Below are 18,994 nucleotides of genomic sequence, written 5' to 3' on the forward strand. Positions count from 1 at the left end.
AGAAAAACACAATAAAGAATACCTAAATTTAACAGTATAAGTGCAAAAAATTGCTGGGAATTACAAAGTTTCGGTTTTACCTTCAGCAATAGCGAAAATTATGGCTTTAGCCAATTAACAGAATTTAAAATAGGGGACTACAAATGGAAATTATTATTAGACAAGAACGCATTGAAGAATATAACAAAACTGAAGACGTAATTATGAACGCCTTCTTAAATGAAGAATACAGCGACCAAAAAGAGCACCTACTCGTAAGTCGTATTAGAAAATCCGATGCATTTATTCCGGAACTTTCATTAGTTGCAGTAGACCAAAACAATGAAATCATTGGTCATATTCTTTTATCCAAAATTACAATCGTAAATGATGATAACATTGCGAATTCCTTAGCGCTTGCTCCAGTGTGTGTTTCACCCGCGCATCAGAAAAAAGGTATTGGAAGCAAATTAATTAATGATGCATTAAAACTGGCAAAAGTGCTCGGTCATCATTCAGTCATTGTTTTAGGACATCAAGATTATTATCCAAAGTTTGGCTTTAAACAAGCGAACTTATGGAATATCCGTGCGCCATTTGAAGTGCCCGCTGAAATATTTATGGCCCTAGAATTATCCGAGAATTCTCTTGAAAATGTACAAGGCGTAGTTCAATATTCAAAACCTTTTTGGAGTAAATTTGATTCGTAATAAAGGCTGTTCCTAACTTGTTTTTCAACAAGTTAGGAACAGCCTCTTATTAGTAGTTCACTCTGAAAGTTTTTTATTTGGTGTCAATGCTGTAATAAGTCCAACTACATTCGGTACAATACTCGCTATTAAAAACAGCCAATTATTTGTCATGATCGAAATTGTCGTAAAAATAATAATCGAACAAGCAATGACGGTTATACCAATTTTCACACGGGAAGGCTGCAATGGAACGGTACTGGACATGTTGATGGACAAAACAATTCCAATTATCCCCCAACTCCCTATATGTGTTAATAGAATAATACCTAGAACCATAGCAGTGCTTAACTCAACCCCAAACATGATGAGCGAAAAGAAAATATAAATTGCCCCTAATGTTGCATACCATGCATAGGATCTCGCCTTTTGCCAAATATGGTAGTAAAGCTCGTCTAAACCTCTATTTTTCTTAGCTTTTTGCCTCCCGAACCACCAACCAAGGATCCCACAAACCATTCCCCCGTATAACCCAATCATACCCCCGATATTAATCCCCATAATTAAATTCCCCCCTCTTCGAATATAAACACTTCTTCAATCGTGCAATTGAAAACTTTTGATATGTTGTAGGCAAGCTCAATAGATGGATTGAATTTCCCTGATTCAATTGCAATAATCGATTGCCGTGATACCCCAACTTGCTTAGACAATTCTTCCTGCGTAATCTTCTTCAATTTCCTCAATTCACGAATTCTATTTTTCATAATACCTCCTTATTCAATGTAAAGTAAACTGTACATTTAGTGATAAGTAAAGCTTACTTTACATCATTTCCAATGTCAAGTAGTCTTTACATATTTTGTTATAAAAAATCCACTTATTAGGGTAGATCTAGAAAATGAAGTAAAAGCAATCAAAAAAGGACTAACCCGTAAGTAAAAACTTACAGATTGGTCCTTTAATTTTGTAATATACCTTGTTCTGACGCTGGACATATTATATATCATCAATCTAGCCTTAAAACAGCTTCTCAGAAACCCACTTTTTGCTATATTTCCTCATTTCGTATGTGCATTATTAATCGCTCTAAATACTGTATTGAGCTGTCTATTTTATAATTCGCATAACCATGTACAAAGTCTGCCAATACTTCTTGCCCCGGTTCAATAAAATGTTTGTCTTTAAATTTAGACATCTTATCCCAAGTTGTTTTTATCATGTTTACCTTCTTTTCTAATATAACGATGACTTTATCGCGCTCTACATATTTCATATTAGCTAAACCTATAATCATGTCGCCAATTGAATCTGCATTTTCAAAAAGCTTATAAATCTTTTTCGGTAACACTTCTCGACCCTTATCAGTAATCGCAAATACTTGTTTATCTGGTCGATGCTCTTCTTTAATAACTTCTTTTGCCTCTATAAAGCCTTGCTTCGCTAATGATTCAAAATGATAATATAACTTGCTTTCAGTCAGACCATTTATCGTTTCTAGAGGCTGTAATTCTGAAATTTGCTTTTTTAATTTATATGGGTAATTATTTTCCTCCATAAGTTTGGTCAAAATGAAAATTTGAATTGCCATTGTTTCAGCTCCTTAGGCAAATATTAGTTTTATTGTATCAAAACTAAACATTTCCTTCAGCAGAAAATAAACCTTTACAAATTCTTTTATATGCTACGCTTCATCTACTTGTAGTGGCTTATGGAAAAACCAAATAATCACAATGTTAATTAACATCGCTCCAATACCAACTAAAGCTAACCCTAACAAATATGGGCTAACACTTGTGCTACCAAAAACATTTGCAAAATATGCTTGTACCGAGTAGTACATCGGTGAAATATAACTTGCCCATTCATACGGTGCATACATCATATCACGTGAAATCGTTAGCCTTCACTCCCCATCCTTTCCACAATAAAAACATAATGCTACGCAAAATTAAATTCTAACTATTTCTAATTTTCATAACATATTAGACCCATTCATGTAATACAATTACAATATATCGTTCAGTTGAAAAGGAGACTAGATTAGTATGAGTTTAGAACAAAAAGTAGAGTTGCAAGAAGGGTTTTTCGGGGAGTTTGGTGGTAGTTTCGTACCTCCAGCATTACAAAATGTATTAAATGTCTTAGCGGAGCAGTTTAATCGTTATAAAGACGACGAGGAATTTATTGCGGAATACAAGCATTACCTGAAAGAATTTGTAGGTCGAGAAAATCCACTGACGTATGCCAGCAATTTATCGGACAAATTAGGTGGCGCAAAAATTTATTTAAAACGGGAGGATCTGAATCATACAGGTGCTCATAAAATCAATAATGTAATCGGACAAATTTTACTTGCAAAACGTATGGGGGCTACGCGTATTATTGCAGAGACAGGAGCGGGCCAACACGGCGTTGCAACTGCGACTGCATGTGCATTATTCGGCATCCCTTGTACGATTTACATGGGGAAATTAGATACAGAAAGACAAGCCTTAAACGTATTCCGTATGGAGTTATTAGGGGCAAAAGTAGTAGCGGTCAACAAAGGGCAAGGTCGTTTAAAAGATGCCGTTGATGAAGCATTAAACGATTTAGTAGAAAACTATGAAAATACGTTTTATTTAATGGGTTCAGTAGTGGGACCACATCCATTCCCAACGATGGTGAAGCATTTCCAAGCCGTCATCAGTGAAGAATCCAAACGCCAAATTCTCGAAAAGGAAGGCAAGTTGCCAACAGCTGTGATTGCATGTGTAGGTGGCGGAAGTAATGCCATGGGTGCGTTTGCCCATTATATTGATGAACAATCGGTCCGTTTAATAGGCGTAGAGCCAGCGGAAGCCCCTTCATTAACACAAGGTGTTCCGGCAGTCATTCATGGCTTTAAATGTTTAACGCTTTTAGATGAAGAAGGGAACCCTCAGCCAACGTATTCCATTGCAGCAGGTTTAGATTATCCTGGGGTTGGTCCTGAACATTCCCATTTAAAAGTAAGCGACCGCGCTGAATACGTAACGGTAACAGGTGCCGAAACACTCGCCGCTTTCCAAGAACTTTCTCAAAGCGAAGGGATCATTCCAGCACTTGAGAGCGCACATGCCATTGCACATGCGTTGAAATTAGCACCGACATTATCGAAAGAAGACATCCTAATCGTCAACTTATCGGGACGCGGTGATAAAGACGTTGAACAAGTTTTTGAAATGCTTTCAGAACAAAAATAAAGAGAATTGAACTGTAATTAGATGGTTCCGATATTCTGTCGGAGCCATTTTTTGGGGTTTCATTGCTTTCATAATGGAATGTAATATACTATGTATCGTTCACAAATCCATAACCAAAAAAATCACCTCAAATACTATTAAAGAAGTGATTTTTATTATATATAATCCGGAAATAATCATTTCCTATTTATTTAAATGTAGTTAACTCCTTTGACACAGAATTTAAAAAATCTCCCTCAAACCGATAGATAAATTTACCTGTTGTACTGCTTAATGGTATGTGATCTGCTATCATTCCATCACTTAATGAAACCGATTTTATAGAATTAAATTTTATTTCATTATCAATCAACGAATCAAGCGACACATTGGCTTCTATTTGAGTAAACAGTTCTTTTAATTGTGTTGGTGGAATTTCGCTCTTTGTTTTATTCATAACAGCAATCATTAGATTTAATAAGTCTTCTTCATCTAAGCCGATTCCCTCTTTCACTGTAGCAGCCATCATTAAGGCCACAACTTCCTCGCCATTCAAACGATGCTGTCCTTTTTCGAAGTCAAAGGCCAATTGTGATACCGCTCTTACTCGCATATCTTCCGGCAAATCATAATCGATCCCATTCACCGAATCAATTAGCGTTGAAAAAGTTTCTAAATCGATAACTGCATAATAATCAATTGGTAAATCTAAGAATTTTGAAACGGTTGTTCTTACATTTTCTGCACCACCAAAATTATAAGCAAATAATAATTTATCGTATACAGTAGTCCCATCATCGTTATCCGCTACCGACACATACGAGGCATTAGGGAGCGATGCAACTTTCATTATCTTTTTATCTTTACTATAAGTAAGTAAAAGATTTAAATAAATTCGATCATCCATCTCCTTTGACTTCACCGTAATTAAAGTGGTGTAGTATCCAGCTTCCTCAACTACTGGGTCATTTACAACAGTTGTGTTAGATTCTTCATTAAGGTTTCCAGGAAGTATCGATGGAAGATACAAAAACATACACAATCCTACTACCAATAAAGAAACTATAAGGGGAGCAAACTTTTTAATAGAAACAATAGATTTCTTTTTTAATTGAGGATTCGCATCTAGTTCACGAAGTTGTTCAAATACTTTATGACGATCTTCTTTCGTAAATTGTAGTTCTTGGTCCGACGTATTATAAAATTTATCTCTTAATCTTTTATCTTCCATTAAATTCTGCCTCCTTTATCACCGACTCTAACCTTTGTTTTGCTCTTCTTAATCTAGTTTTCACTGTATTAAATGGAATATCTAAAACGTGGGCAATTTCTTCTGTCGATAATGAATCATAGTAGTATAGATAAACCACTTCCCTATACACTTTTGGAAGAGAAAATAGAGCATCTTTTAGTTCTTCTTTTTTGTATTTATCGATAACGGTTTTTTCTGTTGATGGTAATATTGACTTTGCTGTTTCATTTATAAAACCTCTTACCTGTACCATTTTATAATTCCAACTTTTTAAATAATCTTTACATTCGTTAATTGTTATACGATAGAGCCATGTTTTTATTTGTGCGTCATATCGAAACGATTCAAGATTTTTATAGCATTTGATAAATGTATTTTGCACCATATCCTTAGCAGTCTCTGTATCTTTCACATATGAAAATGCCAATCGTACCAACTCGTTACCATATTCAATCATCATTTTTTCTAATATAAAATCTTTTTCTTCTCTGTCCAATCTACTCCCCCCTTTCAACCTAGTTCAAATTCGGCTATTAGACGATTGTCGAATCATAATAGGTTCAATTTTCAAAATATATTTCGCAAAAAATTGTTCATACAATTATAACTAAAATACAAAACCTGTATCCTAGATTACCAAGTAGTCATAGATACAGGTTTATTTTTTATAATTATTCCACTAACAATAGCGTTTAACCGGTCAATTTTTTTATAAAACTACACTCGTATACAATTTCAAACTCACCGACCTATACTCACTGCACACACTAATAGAAAGGTCGTTAAATGAGAAGGAAATGACATTGTATTCATTGGCATAACTATTTAAGTCGTGCATGTTATCGTTAATACCCTCACCTGTAAATTTTAAAATAGCTTCTTTCCTCGTCCATATTTCAGAAAATAAAGTACCCCTGTCCAATTTATTTTTTTCTTGTTCATGTAATATCCAACTGTATAATGACTCGTCATAAGGTATATAATTAGCTTCTACATCTATTCCAATATGCCCTAGTTCGCTAAAAGCAATTACCAAAAAACGATCTGTATGCCCCCAATTTATAAATTTATCTTCATTTACAATGTAGGGTTTACCCCGTGCATCTTTTTTGATTTGAATCCTGTCAAACATACGTTCAATAATATTTGTAGCCCAATTTTCTTTAGGTTCATTAATATTAATTTTACTTTTCCAATCTTCAATAATGTATATCTCCATTTACACTATTCCCCTTAATAAAAAAGGGCTTGTCCGGAAAGTAATTTCTGGACAAGCCTTTTGCGCCGAGGATGGTGAGAATTTATTCTTACCACCGCAGAAGCACCGTCAACAGCGGATAATTAACACATAAGTGGAACACTGTCCAAAAAGTATACTTTTTGGACAGCCCCTTACTTCTTGTTATGCCATGACTGCTTCTTTAATAAATCCAACTGAAATCGCATGGTTAATTAATTTACCAATGTACACTGTATCAAGTACAGGAATGTTAGCAAGTTCTAGCACTTGCATTGTATTTGTACTATCATAAACTGCATTAGAATCGTTAGCGCCATCACCATCTAACTGTGCAACCGCTAAGTTCTTCACTTCTTCGCTTACCCCTTCACTTAGGATATATGCGTTGTAAGCATCTTGTTCTACCAGTGTAATATCAAAATCTAGTTCGTTTAAAACTGTAATTAGATTTTCAAAAGTTATAGGGTTAGGATGACTCACATGATACACACGTTGAGGGTTATCCGTTTTCAGTACAGACTTTACTACTACCTCACTAGCAAAATCAATTGGTGTGAAATCAACTTTCCATAATACATTTGGTGCTTTATTGCCAAGGATCATGAGCTTTAACATACGGTAAAATGCGTTAGCATCAATATTATTTTGGAATTTGCCGTCACTATAACGACCCACTAAATTACCCATGCGGTAAACAAAGACTTGTTTGCCTTCTTTTACTTTATCTAATACCCACTTTTCAGCAATCATTTTTGTATCAGTGTATACACTTTCTACAGATAAACCGTCTGGCATTTCTGTAGTACCTTCAAGTAAACTCCATTTACCTTCTGCCAATAAATCTTCTACTACCCCTACAGTTGAGATATGATGGAATACGATTTTAGGATTCACTTCTACTAATTCAAAGATGTTTTGCGTACCTTGTACATTGATTTTTTCAAAGTGTTCTCTATCACCAAAATGGCGCACATCAGCAGCACTATGAATAATAGCATCAATGCCTAGAGCTAATTCGTTAAATTCTTCTTCTTTTAACCCTAAGTATCTTTCAGTTAAGTTTCCTTTTACGACTTCAATCTGTGACGACACTTCTTTATTGAAGAAATATTGAATTGTATCGTTTACACGTTGGTTTGCATTGTCACCACGTACTACCAATACTACTCTTTTTCCTTCTTCCACAAGTTTATTCGCAATGTGACTACCTAGGAAACCAGTAGCGCCCGTTACAAGTACAGTTTCAACGATAGGTAATACCTCATTGACATGCATTTTAGGGAATTCTGTAAGCTGCGTAAATTCCTTTTTAAACTCTTGTACCGCTAACTTAGAATCCGCCTTTACTTTTTCGGCTAGATTTTCTATTGTCTTTAATTCAAAGAAATCTTTAATCGATAATGTACTGTACTTTACTTTCAACTTAGATAAAATAGCGATGATTTTTAAAGAGTGACCCCCAATGTCGAATAAATCGTCAGTTACCCCGATGTCCTCTAATCCTAAAACAGCTTTCCATGCTTCAAGTATATCTGCTTCTACTTCATTACGAGGTGCTACAATAATATCAGATTTATGCATTACTACTTGATCCGCTTCTAATTGTTCTAATTTTTTGCGGTCTGCCTTACCTGTAGGTGCAAATGGAATATCTTCAATCTGTTTCAGCTTTGTTGGAATCATGTAGCTAGGTAATGTTTCTTTTAAATTCTCGACAATTTGATAGAATGGTAACTCAACATCCGAAGTAAAGAATCCTTTTAACGTTTTCTCACCGTCAATGACCTCAACAACTACTACTGCATCATTAACTTCAGCTATCTCGTTCATACGAGTTTCAATCTCGGCAATTTCAATACGATGCCCACGGATTTTTACTTGCGTGTCTTTACGTGATACAAATTCAATATTTCCATCGGCTAAACGTTTTACTAAATCTCCTGATTTATAAATCATACCGCCATAGATACTTTCATCAAAAGGATTCTTGATGAATGCTTCATCCGTTTTTTCTTTATTGTTAAGGTAGCCTAAAGAAATACCTTCCGAAGCAATCCATAACTCCCCTACTTCATCAGTAGCACAAATGTTACCTTCTTCATTTACTACATAAAGCTTTGTCCCAGGCAAATCGTTACCAATCGGAACACTGAATACAGACTCGGCTAAATTGTTTGGTACTTCATAACATGTAACAATAGCTGTTGTTTCTGTTGGTCCATATAGATTGAAGAAACGAATTTCCTCACCGATGCTAGATTTGAATTTACGTGCTAAATCACCTGTTAATAACTCTCCTGCAACCCCTACAATTTTTACGTTATTAAATGTGTTTAATTTTCGCTCGTTTACATAGTTTACGATGCGGTTGAAGAATACGGTTGGAATCGCAGGGATAATTGAAATGTCCTCACGTTGGATTACTGATAGGAAACCTTCCTCCGACATACGTTCAGAATCGTCAATTAAGTATAATGTTGCCCCGCTGTATAGAGATGCAAAAGTATCTAAAATTGAAGCGTCGAAGCTGTATGTAGCAAATTGCATAATAATATCTTCATTTGTAATGCACCAATCTTTTAACATATATTCCATAAGGTTGATTACCCCTCGTTGGCGAATTAACGTACCTTTAGGGTTTCCAGTAGTGCCTGAAGTGTAAATTACATATGCTAAATCATCAATAACATCGTCAGTAAATTCGATGTCTACCTTTTCTAAAGCTTTTAGGTTCTCCATTAATAACACATTGGTATTTCCAGCTACTAAATCTGTGATATTGTCTAAAAGACTCTCACTTGTTATTACATTAGTGGATTTCGTATCGTTAATAATATATTTATTTCGTTCTATTGGATGCGTAGGGTCAAGTGGCACATATACACCACCAGCTTTAATAATACCTAAAATTGAAATGACTGTTTCCATACTACGCTTTAAATAGATACTAACAAACTCACCCTTTTGCAAACCTTTTTCCTTTAGATAGTTAGCAATTTTATTTGATTCTTCATTTAGCTCGTTATATGTAATTGTTTTCTTACCTTCTTTAATCGCTACGCACTCACCGAAGCGAGCTACTACTCCATTAAACTCTTTTAAAATTGTATTCATTATAAAACTCCTATGACAGTTGTGTATGTAATTATGTATTAATACAAGGGGATGCTTTTGACAATCCCCCTGTACGTTCACTATTTATTAAATTTGCTAACTTCTTCCTCTAACTGCTCAGAAGTGTCTGTTAATTGTTTTGACATATTACCGATTGTCCCAAGAGTTGCTTGTTGATTTTCTACGTTTTCAACAATAGCCTCATAGCCACCTAAAATTTCTTTAGCACTAGATGACAAGGTTACAATCATAGCTGTTGTTTCCTCTACACCTGCTGATATTTCTTCTGACGAACTTGATACATTTTGTAATTTGGCTGAGATATCCGTATTAAAGTTAAGAATTTTATTAAACATTTCACTTGTTTCTTGTGTTAATAATCTGCCCGTTGAAACTTCATTCTGAATTCCAGACATAACTGTTTCGGCTTCTTTTACAGAAGCGCGTACTCTATTGACTAATTCACGAATATCTTCTGTCGACTGTGCGGATTGTTCAGAAAGCTTTTTAACCTCTTGAGCGACTACTGCAAATCCTTTTCCATGCTCTCCCGCTCTTGCTGCTTCTATACTTGCGTTTAATGCAAGTAAGTTCGTATTGCTTGAAATCGAATTAATAACTGTTAGAATTGTTCCAATTTCATCTGATAGTTGTACTAAAGTTTCGATCGTTCTATTTGATTCTTCAACATCATTTTTAATAGATAACATTTGGTCCGATACTTTTTCTGTTAGTACTTTACCATTTTCAGTATAAGAAATAACTTCTTCTGAATATTTGTATACATCCGCTACATTTGAAGCGATTTCCTGTACTTGTTTTGACATGTCTTCCATTGAATATGCCGCTTCCTCAATAGAAGTTTCCTGTCCACTTAAAGTAATCTTCATATTATTTACTGAATCCGTGATCTTTTCAGATGATTCGTAAGTTGCATTAAATGTATTGTCTAATTCTTCAGCTCCTGTTTTTAAAGTAGATGCTGAATTACTAACCCCTTTTACCATATGAATCAACGAGTTGATCATGTTGTTGAAGCTTGCATTTACAGTTCCTAATTCGTCTTTACTTTCTGGTAAGTCAGATTTCAACTCGCCATTACTAGCTTTATTAATGCCAACCAATAGGTACTGCAATGGTTTTAATTGCTGTTTAACAATAAAGTATTGAGCTACAATGACTAGAATAAGTAGGACCGATAACACAATAAGGGACATTTTTAATAAATCTATTTGACCTTTACCGATACTAGATGCATCTACATCAATTGCATAATAAGCAAATAATTCATTATTACTATCAAGGATAGGATACATAAATGTTAACCACGTACCAAAATCATCTTTGTAAATTTCAGTGAATTGAGGTTCTTTTGTTTCTTTTAACTTCGTTAGACCGTCTACTACTAAGCCTGGTTGTTCATACATGTCACCGACAACCATACCTTCAGAACTAAACGCTTCCCATAAATCTGTGTCAAAAGCAATTAAAGAGGTTTCATTTCCCTTGTCCCCACCTAGTTCAGTTCCGAAAATGTAACCGTGTGATACTGATGGATTATATTCACTCATTTTATCGAACATATCTGTATATTCCATATGAGTTTTACCTTTAATATCAGTATCTTCAGCTAATTCCTCAATTACTGCACCGTCCATTTGCTCATACCAAGATTCTGATATAGCTTTTGTTTGGCTACGCAATTGCTCTTTCAAAAGACTACCTTGAATGAAATAGCTAACTCCTATTAGAAATAAACTTATCAGTACAATTCCCGAAACAGTTGACATCATACTTTTCTTAAAAAACGTCATATTTTTAAACATAAATTTCTCCTAAAAATTATATTGTAATATTACGTTATAGTATCAAGTTGTTATATAATTTGTTGCTTTACTTCCTATAAAACTATTTATTTTCCCTCCCTAAAAACAACTCCAAATAACGCTAACAACTTTAAACTATACCATTAAACCTATAATTTCCCAAGTGAATATAGTCATTTGGGTTGTTCTTAAAAAATCATTACTTTTTTTAAAATAGGTAAAATTAATCAATTTATTGTTGGTTTATTATTAATTAAATTCCGCATATCCATCCAGAATTATTAAACAAACTTTGTTTGACATAATGGAACCCACTAATATCGCACAAAAAAACCAATCTCTGTGAGAAGATTGGTTTTTTATATAAGTCATTTGAATTTCTACAAATAAGAACAGCTCATACAGTTTGGCTTGGGGGTGATCTTATAAAAATTCAATAATTGCATGTACAATTGATGGACAAAGGCAATAACTCAACTCCTACTGATAGGATTGAGTTTTAAATATGATATATGATATTAATTTGTTCGGCAATATTAACAATGAGTAACGACTCATTCACCTGTTCGATTGAAATATTGTTTGCTCCAAAGTGGGCTACAAACGTTGCTTTTAGAATTGAAGAAATCCACCTAATCGAAAAACTCCATATATGTTTTGTCATCTTTATAGTAATCTAATCTATCTTGTAATGTACCTGTATGAAATTCAAATTTATGTCCATCTAAGTCCGTAAAATAAATGGACTTTTTATCCCTTTCATCTCTCTGACGACTTGACAAGATATTTACATTTAAGTTCTTTAATTTATCGTACATTTTATTAAAATCTTCTTCTTTAATTGAAAAAGCGATATGAGTGTAGGATTGGTGTATTTCATTACGGGGTATGCCTCGCTCTACATTCAGAGCAAACCACATTCCATTTACATCGAAGTAAGCCGTTTTCCTACCCTTTACTAATAATTTAGCGTCAAATACATTTTGATAAAACTCAATAGATTTTTCTAAATCAGAAACAGAAAATAAAAAATGATTAAGCCCTTTAATTGACATCTTTCCACCTCAATAAAATTTCATCCTTAATTACAATATAAATCTTTGCACTCCTGCATGGAAATAGCAATTTTTCGATTCCTGCACTGGCTGAAGAAGTAATCATCATGAAGAATTGGGTTCAAACAACTAATTTCTATTCTCTATGCAGATACAATTCTTTTCCCCGTTCCATACCTACTGAAATATCGTTACTTATTTTAGATTCCCGTAAAGTTAATACACATTTTCCAATTACTACTGTAAAAGCAAAAAGGCAACTATCAGCTTTGCACTGAAGTTGCCTTTTGTATTCGCAATTTTAACATGACTATGTGAACAGGTGAATGATTTTATTTTACTTCTTCCACTTGTTCAGACCCTACCTTCACTCGGTCAAGGCCAACTTTAATGGCATTTATATATTCCTGTACCACTTGTTGCGCTAATTCTGATTGTGGATTTAGCACTTCAAAACCATGATAGGCACCTGGATATAGATGGAATTCCACATCAACGCCTGCCTGTGCTAATTTTGTCACGTATGCAATTGTTTCATCTCGGAAAGGATCTAACTGACCTACGCATGTATACGTATATGGTAAATTGCTATAATCTTCCGCGCGCGATGGTGCAGCATAAATCGGTATATTGTCGTTACCATATAACTCGCCTAAATAGCATGTCCAACCAAAATCATTTGTTTTTTGATTCCAAATCATGCCCTCTTTAATTTCATTGGCAGAAGGTGTATCATTGCCATCATTAATCATTGGATACAATGGCATTTGGAAACAGATCGAAGGGTAAGCTCGATCACGTGCTAGTAACGTTAAACCAGCAGTCAAACCACCGCCCGCACTTGCACCAGCTACACCAATTCGATTGGCATCCACTTGTAATTCTTTCACGTGATCTGCAATCCAGGTTAAAGCACTATAGCAGTCCTCTAATGGAGCAGGATATGGGTGTTCTGGCGCTAATCGATAATCCACTGAAACGACCACACAATTCGACGTTTCAACAACTTGTACACAAAGATGATCATTATCTTCAATACTACCTAAAATATATCCGCCACCATGGATCCAAAGCAAAGCCGGTAAGTCTGTATCTTGGTTTGCAGGCTTATAAATGCGAATACGTATCTCATTGTCATCAATACCTGTAATGATTTTATCCAAAATAGTTACTGTTTCCGTGCTCGTTAAAGACGGTTTTAATTGCACCATTCCTTCACGAATAACCGATAAGTCTTCCACTTTAAATTCAAAATTTTGAAAGGATTCTAACCCGGGTAAAAATTCAGGATTTACTCTGCTTTTCATACTATTCCCCCATAGTCTCTGTCAATTTTGACTCTCTGTACTAATCTATTCATTCAATTAAGTAATTAGTACAGCTTCAAAAACAACAATACTTTACTCATGTTATAGAAGTATTTTTCTTATAAATGAAAGGAACGTTTGGTCTATAAAAGGAGTGGTGCATGGGAGACTATTTGTTTCGTTAAGTCACCTAAAAAATATCATATATTCTTTCTTATTTTATAGTTGGTGACTGGTATCCGTATGAGTATGCGAGACAGTCAAAACCACATTTTTCTAGGATTGGTTTACTCATTGGGCTGGCGTCAACAGTAAGGAAAGGATGTCCCTTCTCATAGGCCTTTTGTGCACGAGCAGCCAGTAACTTGGTGTAATAACCTTTTCCTCGAAATAACGGTAGCGTTGACCCTCCCCAAAGACTAGCAAAGGATGAATTAGTCTCCAAGTACATCCAAGCCGCGCTAACAAGCTGCTCTTCTTCATAGATTCCGTAAAGATATAATGTGTCAGGACTACTCTGTTTATCTCGCCAAAGCCTTTTTCCAAGCTCCTCGTGAGACTCGTTCCAGATGGCATCTTCTAGATTCACAATATGTTGAATACCTTGTTCGTCTGTTATTTCCTTTACATCAAGGAGTTGGCTATCCATTAGCAAAGGATGCGCATCCGTTAATTTCATGACCATAAGCGCTTCAGGCTCACCACCTGTAAACCCTTCCTGTTCAAGTAAGTCCTTCAAATAATCTGGCTTATCATAGCTATACACCTTCCACTCAAAATCCTGCTTAAGATTATTAAAATAGTTTAATTCATTTTTAATAACCGCTTTCACATTGACGTTATTTACATTCGAATCAATAATAAAACCCGATTCACCAAATTCTGAAATGTGGCGCACTACATGCTCAGTTTCTTCTCTTATGTATCCAGGTGTTTGAGCCTCGTATCTAAGTTCTTTATGAAACAGTGAAACTAATTCGTTCTTATTCATTGTCGAGCTCCTTTCAGGTTAAAATAACATAAATATAACTAGAGGTGTGGCTTGCTCTACGTTAAGGGCAAGCCACACTATATATAATTAAACCCCTTGTATCAACATAATATCACCTTAAAAAACCTCTTCTTTACTACATAACAATTCATTCTTCCACTAACATTCCTTTTTTGTTTAAGTAACATTATTCAAAAGTTCAGCATTGTGCTTCGCCTGTCCCTTAACAAACGCGCCTGATTCTGGAATAATCTCTTAAGGAGCAAATAGGAAAGGCAGTAAAGTTGACAGCGAGAAAAGAAGGATAATTATGTTTCCAAATAGAGCAATTACTCTAAGTTTGGTTCGAACCTGTAAATAATAAAAAGTAAAAAACAAAGCTATTAATGCGTATGGTAATAAATTGCTACCCGTTGCTATGGCTGAACCTAAAACCAACAATACAATTAGCCCTGAAATAATATTGAATATGTGTATTTTTTTCATTTTATCATTCTCCCTTCGAAAGCAATGATCTTCAATTATCTGGCCCGTTTGTTTATGAGTGGTCAGCTTTGGTATGTTCCCTTTTCTTCTGTTGAGAAAATTCGCCATCAAATAAACAATTCCTCCTCTGTTATAAATTCCCTCCCTAATTTCATTAAATCTTAAGAAATGCCCTAAGTTTTTATTAATATTTTCTTTTTATAATTAGTACTATCTTGATGGAAGGAAGATGACATATTAAAAAACCATTACTAAAACACAGATTTTTTGATGATAATGTAATTTAGTCCAACAGGTCCCCCAGTTGTCCAGATCAACAGGAAATTCTATCGTAAAAAGCTTTTACTACTAATATATGAGGAGTCAAATAAATATGATAAAAAAAATAGCCACAATTGCATTTGCATTACTAATGATGATTCTAATAGTTTCTGGCTGTTTCGGAAATGAACAAAACAAAAAACAAAAACAACAGGAAGTACTTACTGTCGATGATCCTGAAAGTATCACGGTTCTTGTCAACAAACAATATGCTTTTCCGGAAGGCTATGAACCGAAAGATCTCGTTTATCCAAATGCTCCATTTATATTTAATGAAAAAATAGAAAAAAGAATGATGAGAGAAGAAGCAGCGAAGTATCTCGAAAAAATGTTCCATGCGGCGAATCAGCAGAATATTCATCTTGCAGGTGTTTCAGCCTATCGTTCTTCTCAAACTCAAACAGTCCTATTTAATAATTATGTTGAAAGAGATGGAATCGAAAAAGCAAGAACATATAGTGCTGTTCCTGGAACAAGCGAACATCAATCAGGATTAGCAATTGACGTTAGTGGATCTGATGGTTCTTGTGCAGCAGAGGACTGTTTCGCGAATACAGAAGAGGCAGCATGGCTTGAAGATAACGCCCATAAATATGGATATATCATTCGCTTTCCAAAGGACAAAGAAAATATTACCGGTTACCAATATGAACCATGGCATATTCGTTATGTTGGTGTAAATTTATCCACTGAGTTATACAATAAAGGGTTAACATTAGAAGAATATTATGAGTAGCACCTGTAAGCAGAGAGTGAAAATAACAATGAGTATCTTAAAGAAGTAAAATTTCTCCAATGATAGGTGTGGGAGAAATTAATTTAGTGGGCCCCCATTGAAAAATGGGGGCTCTTTTTAATCTGTTAAGTAAAGAAGTATAAGGGAGAAATTAAGAATGAAAAAGTGGGGCTTTTTATTAATTTTTGCAATCAAGGGGGGCTGACTATTTAAATACGTTGTTTTAATACGGACTTACTTTGTTTTGGTATGTCACTACTTTGGAATGATCAAACTTATCTCATCTTAGGGTAAGTTTTTTATTGCTATCAACTTTTTCTCCCCTTTCACACGTCTAGTAGTTGTATACAATTTGAAAAAGTTTAAAAGGAGCTTCTTAGGACATGAAAACAAGAAATGCATTTCAACATGAAGAAATATTTGTCCAGTTTATTCGCGAACAGAAAGAACGTTTTTATTTGCTCGCGTATAACTATACGAAAAATGAACAGGACGCACTTGATGTTGTACAAGACAGTATTCAAAAAGCAATGCTTTCTCTCGATCGACTAGAAAATGTCGAGAATATGAAAAGCTGGTTTTATAAAATCGTTGTACGTACAGCCATTGATTTTTTACGTAAGCATAAACGCTTACAGGTGACAGACGATGATACATTGCAAAATTTAACACCTGCACAAGAGGACGTCTACGAAAACGTTGATTTAGAGCATGCGTTAGACGAGTTACCTCAAATGTATCGTGAAGTTGTCATTTTACACTATTTTGAAGATTTAAAGCTCGCTGATGTAGCTAATATCCTTAACATTAAGTTGAGTACAGCCAAATCTCGCCTTTATAAAGCGTTAAAACTCTTAAAAATTCAATTGCAAGATGTGAAAGGAGAAACAGCACATGGATGAAAAATTAAAAGAATTAGAAAAACAATATAATGAGGTACCTATTCCAAAAGAGCTTGATTTTGTAGTTGAAAAAGCACTAAAGCAAGGCAAAAAGAAGAGAAAAAACCGAGCACCCCAATGGTTACTTGGATCTGCAGCGGCCGCAATCCTTTTTACAGCTAGTTTAAATGCCAGTCCTGCAATGGCGCAAAAACTTTCAGAAATCCCTGTTGTTGGTAGCATCGTCAAAGTTTTAACATGGACTGAATATGAAGTAAAAGAAGAAACATATGATGCTAACATTAAAGTACCTTCTATCGAAAACTTAGAAAATAAAGAACTTGCCAATACTTTAAATGAAAAATACCGTTCAGAAGGTAAGGCTCTATATGATGCATTTGTTTCTGACGTTGAATATGTAAAGGGACAGGGAGGTGGTCATGTAGGGATAGATAGCGGTTATGAAATCAAAACAGATAATGATCAAATCTTATCGATTGGCCGTTATACCGTCAATACCGTTGGATCGTCTTCAACAACTATGCACTACGATACAATTGATAGACAAAATGAAATTTTAATTACACTACCGATGTTATTTAAAGACGATAGTTATATTAAAACGATCAGTGAAAACATTATTGAACAAATGCGTGAACAAGCTGCATCCGACCCAGATAAAAAGTACTGGGTAATAGGAGGAGGTCTCCCTGATGAAGAAGTAATAGATGGATTTACAGCTATTAAAGCTGATCAACAATTCTATATTTCTGATAAAGGTAAACTTGTTATTTCCTTCGATAAATACGAAGTAGCACAAGGCTATATGGGTATAGTAGAATTCGAAATCCCAACCGATGTCCTAAAAAATGATCTTGTAAGTTCTGAATATATTCATTAATTATATTGCTATAAAGCATAGTTCCAAAAACGAGGTATTTGACAACTAAATTGTCAAATACCTCGTTCTTTTACTTATGAAATACTCTTCTTTGATTCTTCTTTTAATGGGAGTCTGTCAATGGACTACACCTCACAAAATAATATTCACCCTTAACTTGATAGCTGAATTAATTCCGCTAGAAGTTGTACACTTAAATAGTTGTGACTTCCGTGTAATTCTTTAGTGTTCTACCTGTTAAATTGAAATGTTATTATTGACTATAAAGTTAACCCACCATCTACAAGAACAATCGAACCGGTCATATAACCTGCTTTTTCTGATGCTAAGAAAGCTACCATTTCAGCGAGTTCACTCGGCTCAGCATATCGTCCGATTCTCATATTTGGAAGCTCTTCAGGAGCTATAATCGCCACTCATAGAGTTTTTCATAGAACCATATTATTTTATAGGTGGTGACTGGTATCCCTATGAGTATGCGAGACAGTCAAAACCGCATTTTTCTAGGATTGGTTTACTCATTGGACTGGCATCAACGGTAAGGAAAGGGTGGCCCTTTTCATAAGCCTTTTGTGCACGAGCAGCTAGTAGCTTGGTGTAATAACCTTTCCCTCGAAATAACGGCAGCGTTGACCCTCCCCAAAGACTAGCAAAGGATGAATTAGCCTCCAAGTACATCCAAGCCGCGCTAACCAGTTTCTCTTCTTCATAGATTCCGTAAAGAAATAATGTGTCAGGACTACTCTGTTTATCTCGCCAAAGTCTTTTTCCAAGCTCCTCATGAGACTCGTTCCAGATGACATCTTCTAAATCCACAATATGTTGAATCCCTTGTTCGTCTGTTATTTCCTTAACATCAAGGAATTGGCTATCCTTATCGTTGTTCTTATTTGGAATAACGTCTCAAAATCGATTGGAATCGTATAGTTACCTCTTATTTATGTATAATTTTCAAATAATATTTACAAAGATAGATTTTTAGTGTTAACCTAATTTTTGTATTAGGTTAA

19 protein-coding genes are annotated in these 18,994 nt (G+C 34.9%); 5 read left to right on the forward strand and 14 right to left on the reverse strand.

The window, feature by feature from the left end; genetic code table 11:
- The first annotated feature begins 143 nt into the window (after positions 1-143).
- Positions 144-689: a GNAT family N-acetyltransferase gene (locus O7776_RS19210; RefSeq protein ID WP_274308492.1), complete on the forward strand. Its 546-nt coding sequence runs from the start codon at positions 144-146 to the stop codon at positions 687-689.
- Positions 690-746: 57 nt separating this feature from the next.
- Here the strand turns inward: O7776_RS19210 and O7776_RS19215 are convergent, their stop codons facing one another.
- The 4 genes from O7776_RS19215 to O7776_RS19230 form a co-directional block, all read right to left on the reverse strand.
- Positions 747-1,229: a hypothetical protein gene (locus O7776_RS19215; RefSeq protein ID WP_274308493.1), complete on the reverse strand. Its 483-nt coding sequence runs from the start codon at positions 1,227-1,229 to the stop codon at positions 747-749.
- Positions 1,230-1,231: 2 nt separating this feature from the next.
- Positions 1,232-1,435, reverse strand: coding sequence for a helix-turn-helix transcriptional regulator (locus O7776_RS19220; RefSeq protein ID WP_274308494.1), 204 nt, complete (start codon positions 1,433-1,435; stop codon positions 1,232-1,234).
- Positions 1,436-1,719: 284 nt separating this feature from the next.
- Positions 1,720-2,259: a PadR family transcriptional regulator gene (locus O7776_RS19225; RefSeq protein WP_274308495.1), complete on the reverse strand. Its 540-nt coding sequence runs from the start codon at positions 2,257-2,259 to the stop codon at positions 1,720-1,722.
- Positions 2,260-2,352: 93 nt separating this feature from the next.
- Complete coding sequence (locus O7776_RS19230) at positions 2,353-2,553, reverse strand: hypothetical protein (RefSeq protein ID WP_274308496.1); 201 nt, start codon at positions 2,551-2,553, stop codon at positions 2,353-2,355.
- Positions 2,554-2,716: 163 nt separating this feature from the next.
- Between O7776_RS19230 and trpB the strand changes: the two genes are divergently transcribed.
- Positions 2,717-3,895 (forward strand): tryptophan synthase subunit beta, encoded by a 1,179-nt coding sequence (gene trpB, locus O7776_RS19235; RefSeq protein WP_274308498.1) that lies wholly within the window; start codon positions 2,717-2,719, stop codon positions 3,893-3,895.
- Positions 3,896-4,082: 187 nt separating this feature from the next.
- On the opposite strand, the gene O7776_RS19240 is transcribed toward trpB, so the two are convergent.
- The 8 genes from O7776_RS19240 to O7776_RS19275 all read right to left on the reverse strand — a co-directional run bounded on the left by O7776_RS19240 (position 4,083) and on the right by O7776_RS19275 (position 14,659).
- Positions 4,083-5,105 carry an LCP family protein gene (locus tag O7776_RS19240; protein WP_274308499.1) on the reverse strand — a complete coding sequence of 341 codons (1,023 nt, stop codon included), beginning with the start codon at positions 5,103-5,105 and terminating at the stop codon, positions 4,083-4,085.
- Positions 5,095-5,622: a sigma-70 family RNA polymerase sigma factor gene (locus O7776_RS19245; protein ID WP_274308500.1), complete on the reverse strand. Its 528-nt coding sequence runs from the start codon at positions 5,620-5,622 to the stop codon at positions 5,095-5,097. Before O7776_RS19245 ends, O7776_RS19240 begins: the two co-directional genes overlap by 11 nt.
- A 213-nt stretch (positions 5,623-5,835) precedes the next feature.
- Entirely contained in the window at positions 5,836-6,345 is a 510-nt protein-coding gene (locus tag O7776_RS19250; RefSeq protein ID WP_274308501.1) for a 4'-phosphopantetheinyl transferase family protein, read from the reverse strand.
- Positions 6,346-6,528: 183 nt separating this feature from the next.
- Positions 6,529-9,480 carry an amino acid adenylation domain-containing protein gene (locus O7776_RS19255; RefSeq protein WP_274308502.1) on the reverse strand — a complete coding sequence of 984 codons (2,952 nt, stop codon included), beginning with the start codon at positions 9,478-9,480 and terminating at the stop codon, positions 6,529-6,531.
- Between the two features lie 80 nt (positions 9,481-9,560).
- Positions 9,561-11,306, reverse strand: a complete 1,746-nt coding sequence (locus tag O7776_RS19260; protein WP_274308503.1) for a methyl-accepting chemotaxis protein — start codon at positions 11,304-11,306, stop codon at positions 9,561-9,563.
- 632 nt (positions 11,307-11,938) lie between these two features.
- The gene (gene fosM / locus O7776_RS19265; RefSeq protein ID WP_274308504.1) at positions 11,939-12,361 is read right to left on the reverse strand and encodes a FosM family fosfomycin resistance protein; all 423 of its coding nucleotides are present in this window, start codon (positions 12,359-12,361) and stop codon (positions 11,939-11,941) included.
- Positions 12,362-12,693: 332 nt separating this feature from the next.
- Positions 12,694-13,668, reverse strand: a complete 975-nt coding sequence (locus O7776_RS19270) for an alpha/beta hydrolase (protein WP_274308505.1) — start codon at positions 13,666-13,668, stop codon at positions 12,694-12,696.
- 214 nt (positions 13,669-13,882) lie between these two features.
- The gene (locus tag O7776_RS19275; RefSeq protein WP_274308506.1) at positions 13,883-14,659 is read right to left on the reverse strand and encodes a GNAT family N-acetyltransferase; all 777 of its coding nucleotides are present in this window, start codon (positions 14,657-14,659) and stop codon (positions 13,883-13,885) included.
- 859 nt (positions 14,660-15,518) lie between these two features.
- Between O7776_RS19275 and O7776_RS19280 the strand changes: the two genes are divergently transcribed.
- From O7776_RS19280 to rsiV, 3 genes are all read left to right on the forward strand, one after another.
- Positions 15,519-16,202, forward strand: a complete 684-nt coding sequence (locus O7776_RS19280) for a M15 family metallopeptidase (RefSeq protein ID WP_337999449.1) — start codon at positions 15,519-15,521, stop codon at positions 16,200-16,202.
- Between the two features lie 383 nt (positions 16,203-16,585).
- Positions 16,586-17,104 (forward strand): RNA polymerase sigma factor SigV, encoded by a 519-nt coding sequence (locus O7776_RS19285; protein ID WP_274308508.1) that lies wholly within the window; start codon positions 16,586-16,588, stop codon positions 17,102-17,104.
- Positions 17,097-17,984 (forward strand): anti-sigma-V factor RsiV, encoded by an 888-nt coding sequence (gene rsiV / locus O7776_RS19290; RefSeq protein ID WP_274308509.1) that lies wholly within the window; start codon positions 17,097-17,099, stop codon positions 17,982-17,984. The genes O7776_RS19285 and rsiV overlap by 8 nt, the downstream gene beginning before the upstream one ends.
- Before the next feature lie 260 nt (positions 17,985-18,244).
- Here the strand turns inward: rsiV and O7776_RS19295 are convergent, their stop codons facing one another.
- A complete protein-coding gene (locus O7776_RS19295; RefSeq protein WP_420802133.1) occupies positions 18,245-18,367 on the reverse strand; it encodes an SDR family oxidoreductase in 123 nt (40 codons plus the stop codon).
- A gap of 85 nt (positions 18,368-18,452) precedes the next feature.
- Complete coding sequence (locus tag O7776_RS19300) at positions 18,453-18,800, reverse strand: GNAT family N-acetyltransferase (protein ID WP_274308510.1); 348 nt, start codon at positions 18,798-18,800, stop codon at positions 18,453-18,455.
- Positions 18,801-18,994: the final 194 nt, after the last annotated feature.

Origin of the sequence: Solibacillus daqui, assembly GCF_028747805.1 — a bacterium.
GTDB classification, from domain to species: Bacteria; Bacillota; Bacilli; order Bacillales_A; family Planococcaceae; genus Solibacillus; species Solibacillus daqui.

Coding starts and splice junctions, on each gene's coding strand:
- O7776_RS19285 (WP_274308508.1), top strand. CDS start 16,586: ATGAAAACAAGAAATGCATTTCAACATGAAGAAATATTTGTCCAGTTT.
- O7776_RS19250 (WP_274308501.1), bottom strand. CDS start 6,345: ATGGAGATATACATTATTGAAGATTGGAAAAGTAAAATTAATATTAAT.
- O7776_RS19255 (WP_274308502.1), bottom strand. CDS start 9,480: ATGAATACAATTTTAAAAGAGTTTAATGGAGTAGTAGCTCGCTTCGGT.
- trpB (WP_274308498.1), top strand. CDS start 2,717: ATGAGTTTAGAACAAAAAGTAGAGTTGCAAGAAGGGTTTTTCGGGGAG.
- O7776_RS19280 (WP_337999449.1), top strand. CDS start 15,519: ATGATAAAAAAAATAGCCACAATTGCATTTGCATTACTAATGATGATT.
- O7776_RS19225 (WP_274308495.1), bottom strand. CDS start 2,259: ATGGCAATTCAAATTTTCATTTTGACCAAACTTATGGAGGAAAATAAT.
- O7776_RS19215 (WP_274308493.1), bottom strand. CDS start 1,229: ATGGGGATTAATATCGGGGGTATGATTGGGTTATACGGGGGAATGGTT.
- O7776_RS19260 (WP_274308503.1), bottom strand. CDS start 11,306: ATGTTTAAAAATATGACGTTTTTTAAGAAAAGTATGATGTCAACTGTT.
- fosM (WP_274308504.1), bottom strand. CDS start 12,361: ATGTCAATTAAAGGGCTTAATCATTTTTTATTTTCTGTTTCTGATTTA.
- O7776_RS19210 (WP_274308492.1), top strand. CDS start 144: ATGGAAATTATTATTAGACAAGAACGCATTGAAGAATATAACAAAACT.
- O7776_RS19295 (WP_420802133.1), bottom strand. CDS start 18,367: ATGAGAATCGGACGATATGCTGAGCCGAGTGAACTCGCTGAAATGGTA.
- O7776_RS19275 (WP_274308506.1), bottom strand. CDS start 14,659: ATGAATAAGAACGAATTAGTTTCACTGTTTCATAAAGAACTTAGATAC.
- O7776_RS19240 (WP_274308499.1), bottom strand. CDS start 5,105: ATGGAAGATAAAAGATTAAGAGATAAATTTTATAATACGTCGGACCAA.
- O7776_RS19270 (WP_274308505.1), bottom strand. CDS start 13,668: ATGAAAAGCAGAGTAAATCCTGAATTTTTACCCGGGTTAGAATCCTTT.
- O7776_RS19230 (WP_274308496.1), bottom strand. CDS start 2,553: ATGATGTATGCACCGTATGAATGGGCAAGTTATATTTCACCGATGTAC.
- rsiV (WP_274308509.1), top strand. CDS start 17,097: ATGGATGAAAAATTAAAAGAATTAGAAAAACAATATAATGAGGTACCT.
- O7776_RS19220 (WP_274308494.1), bottom strand. CDS start 1,435: ATGAAAAATAGAATTCGTGAATTGAGGAAATTGAAGAAGATTACGCAG.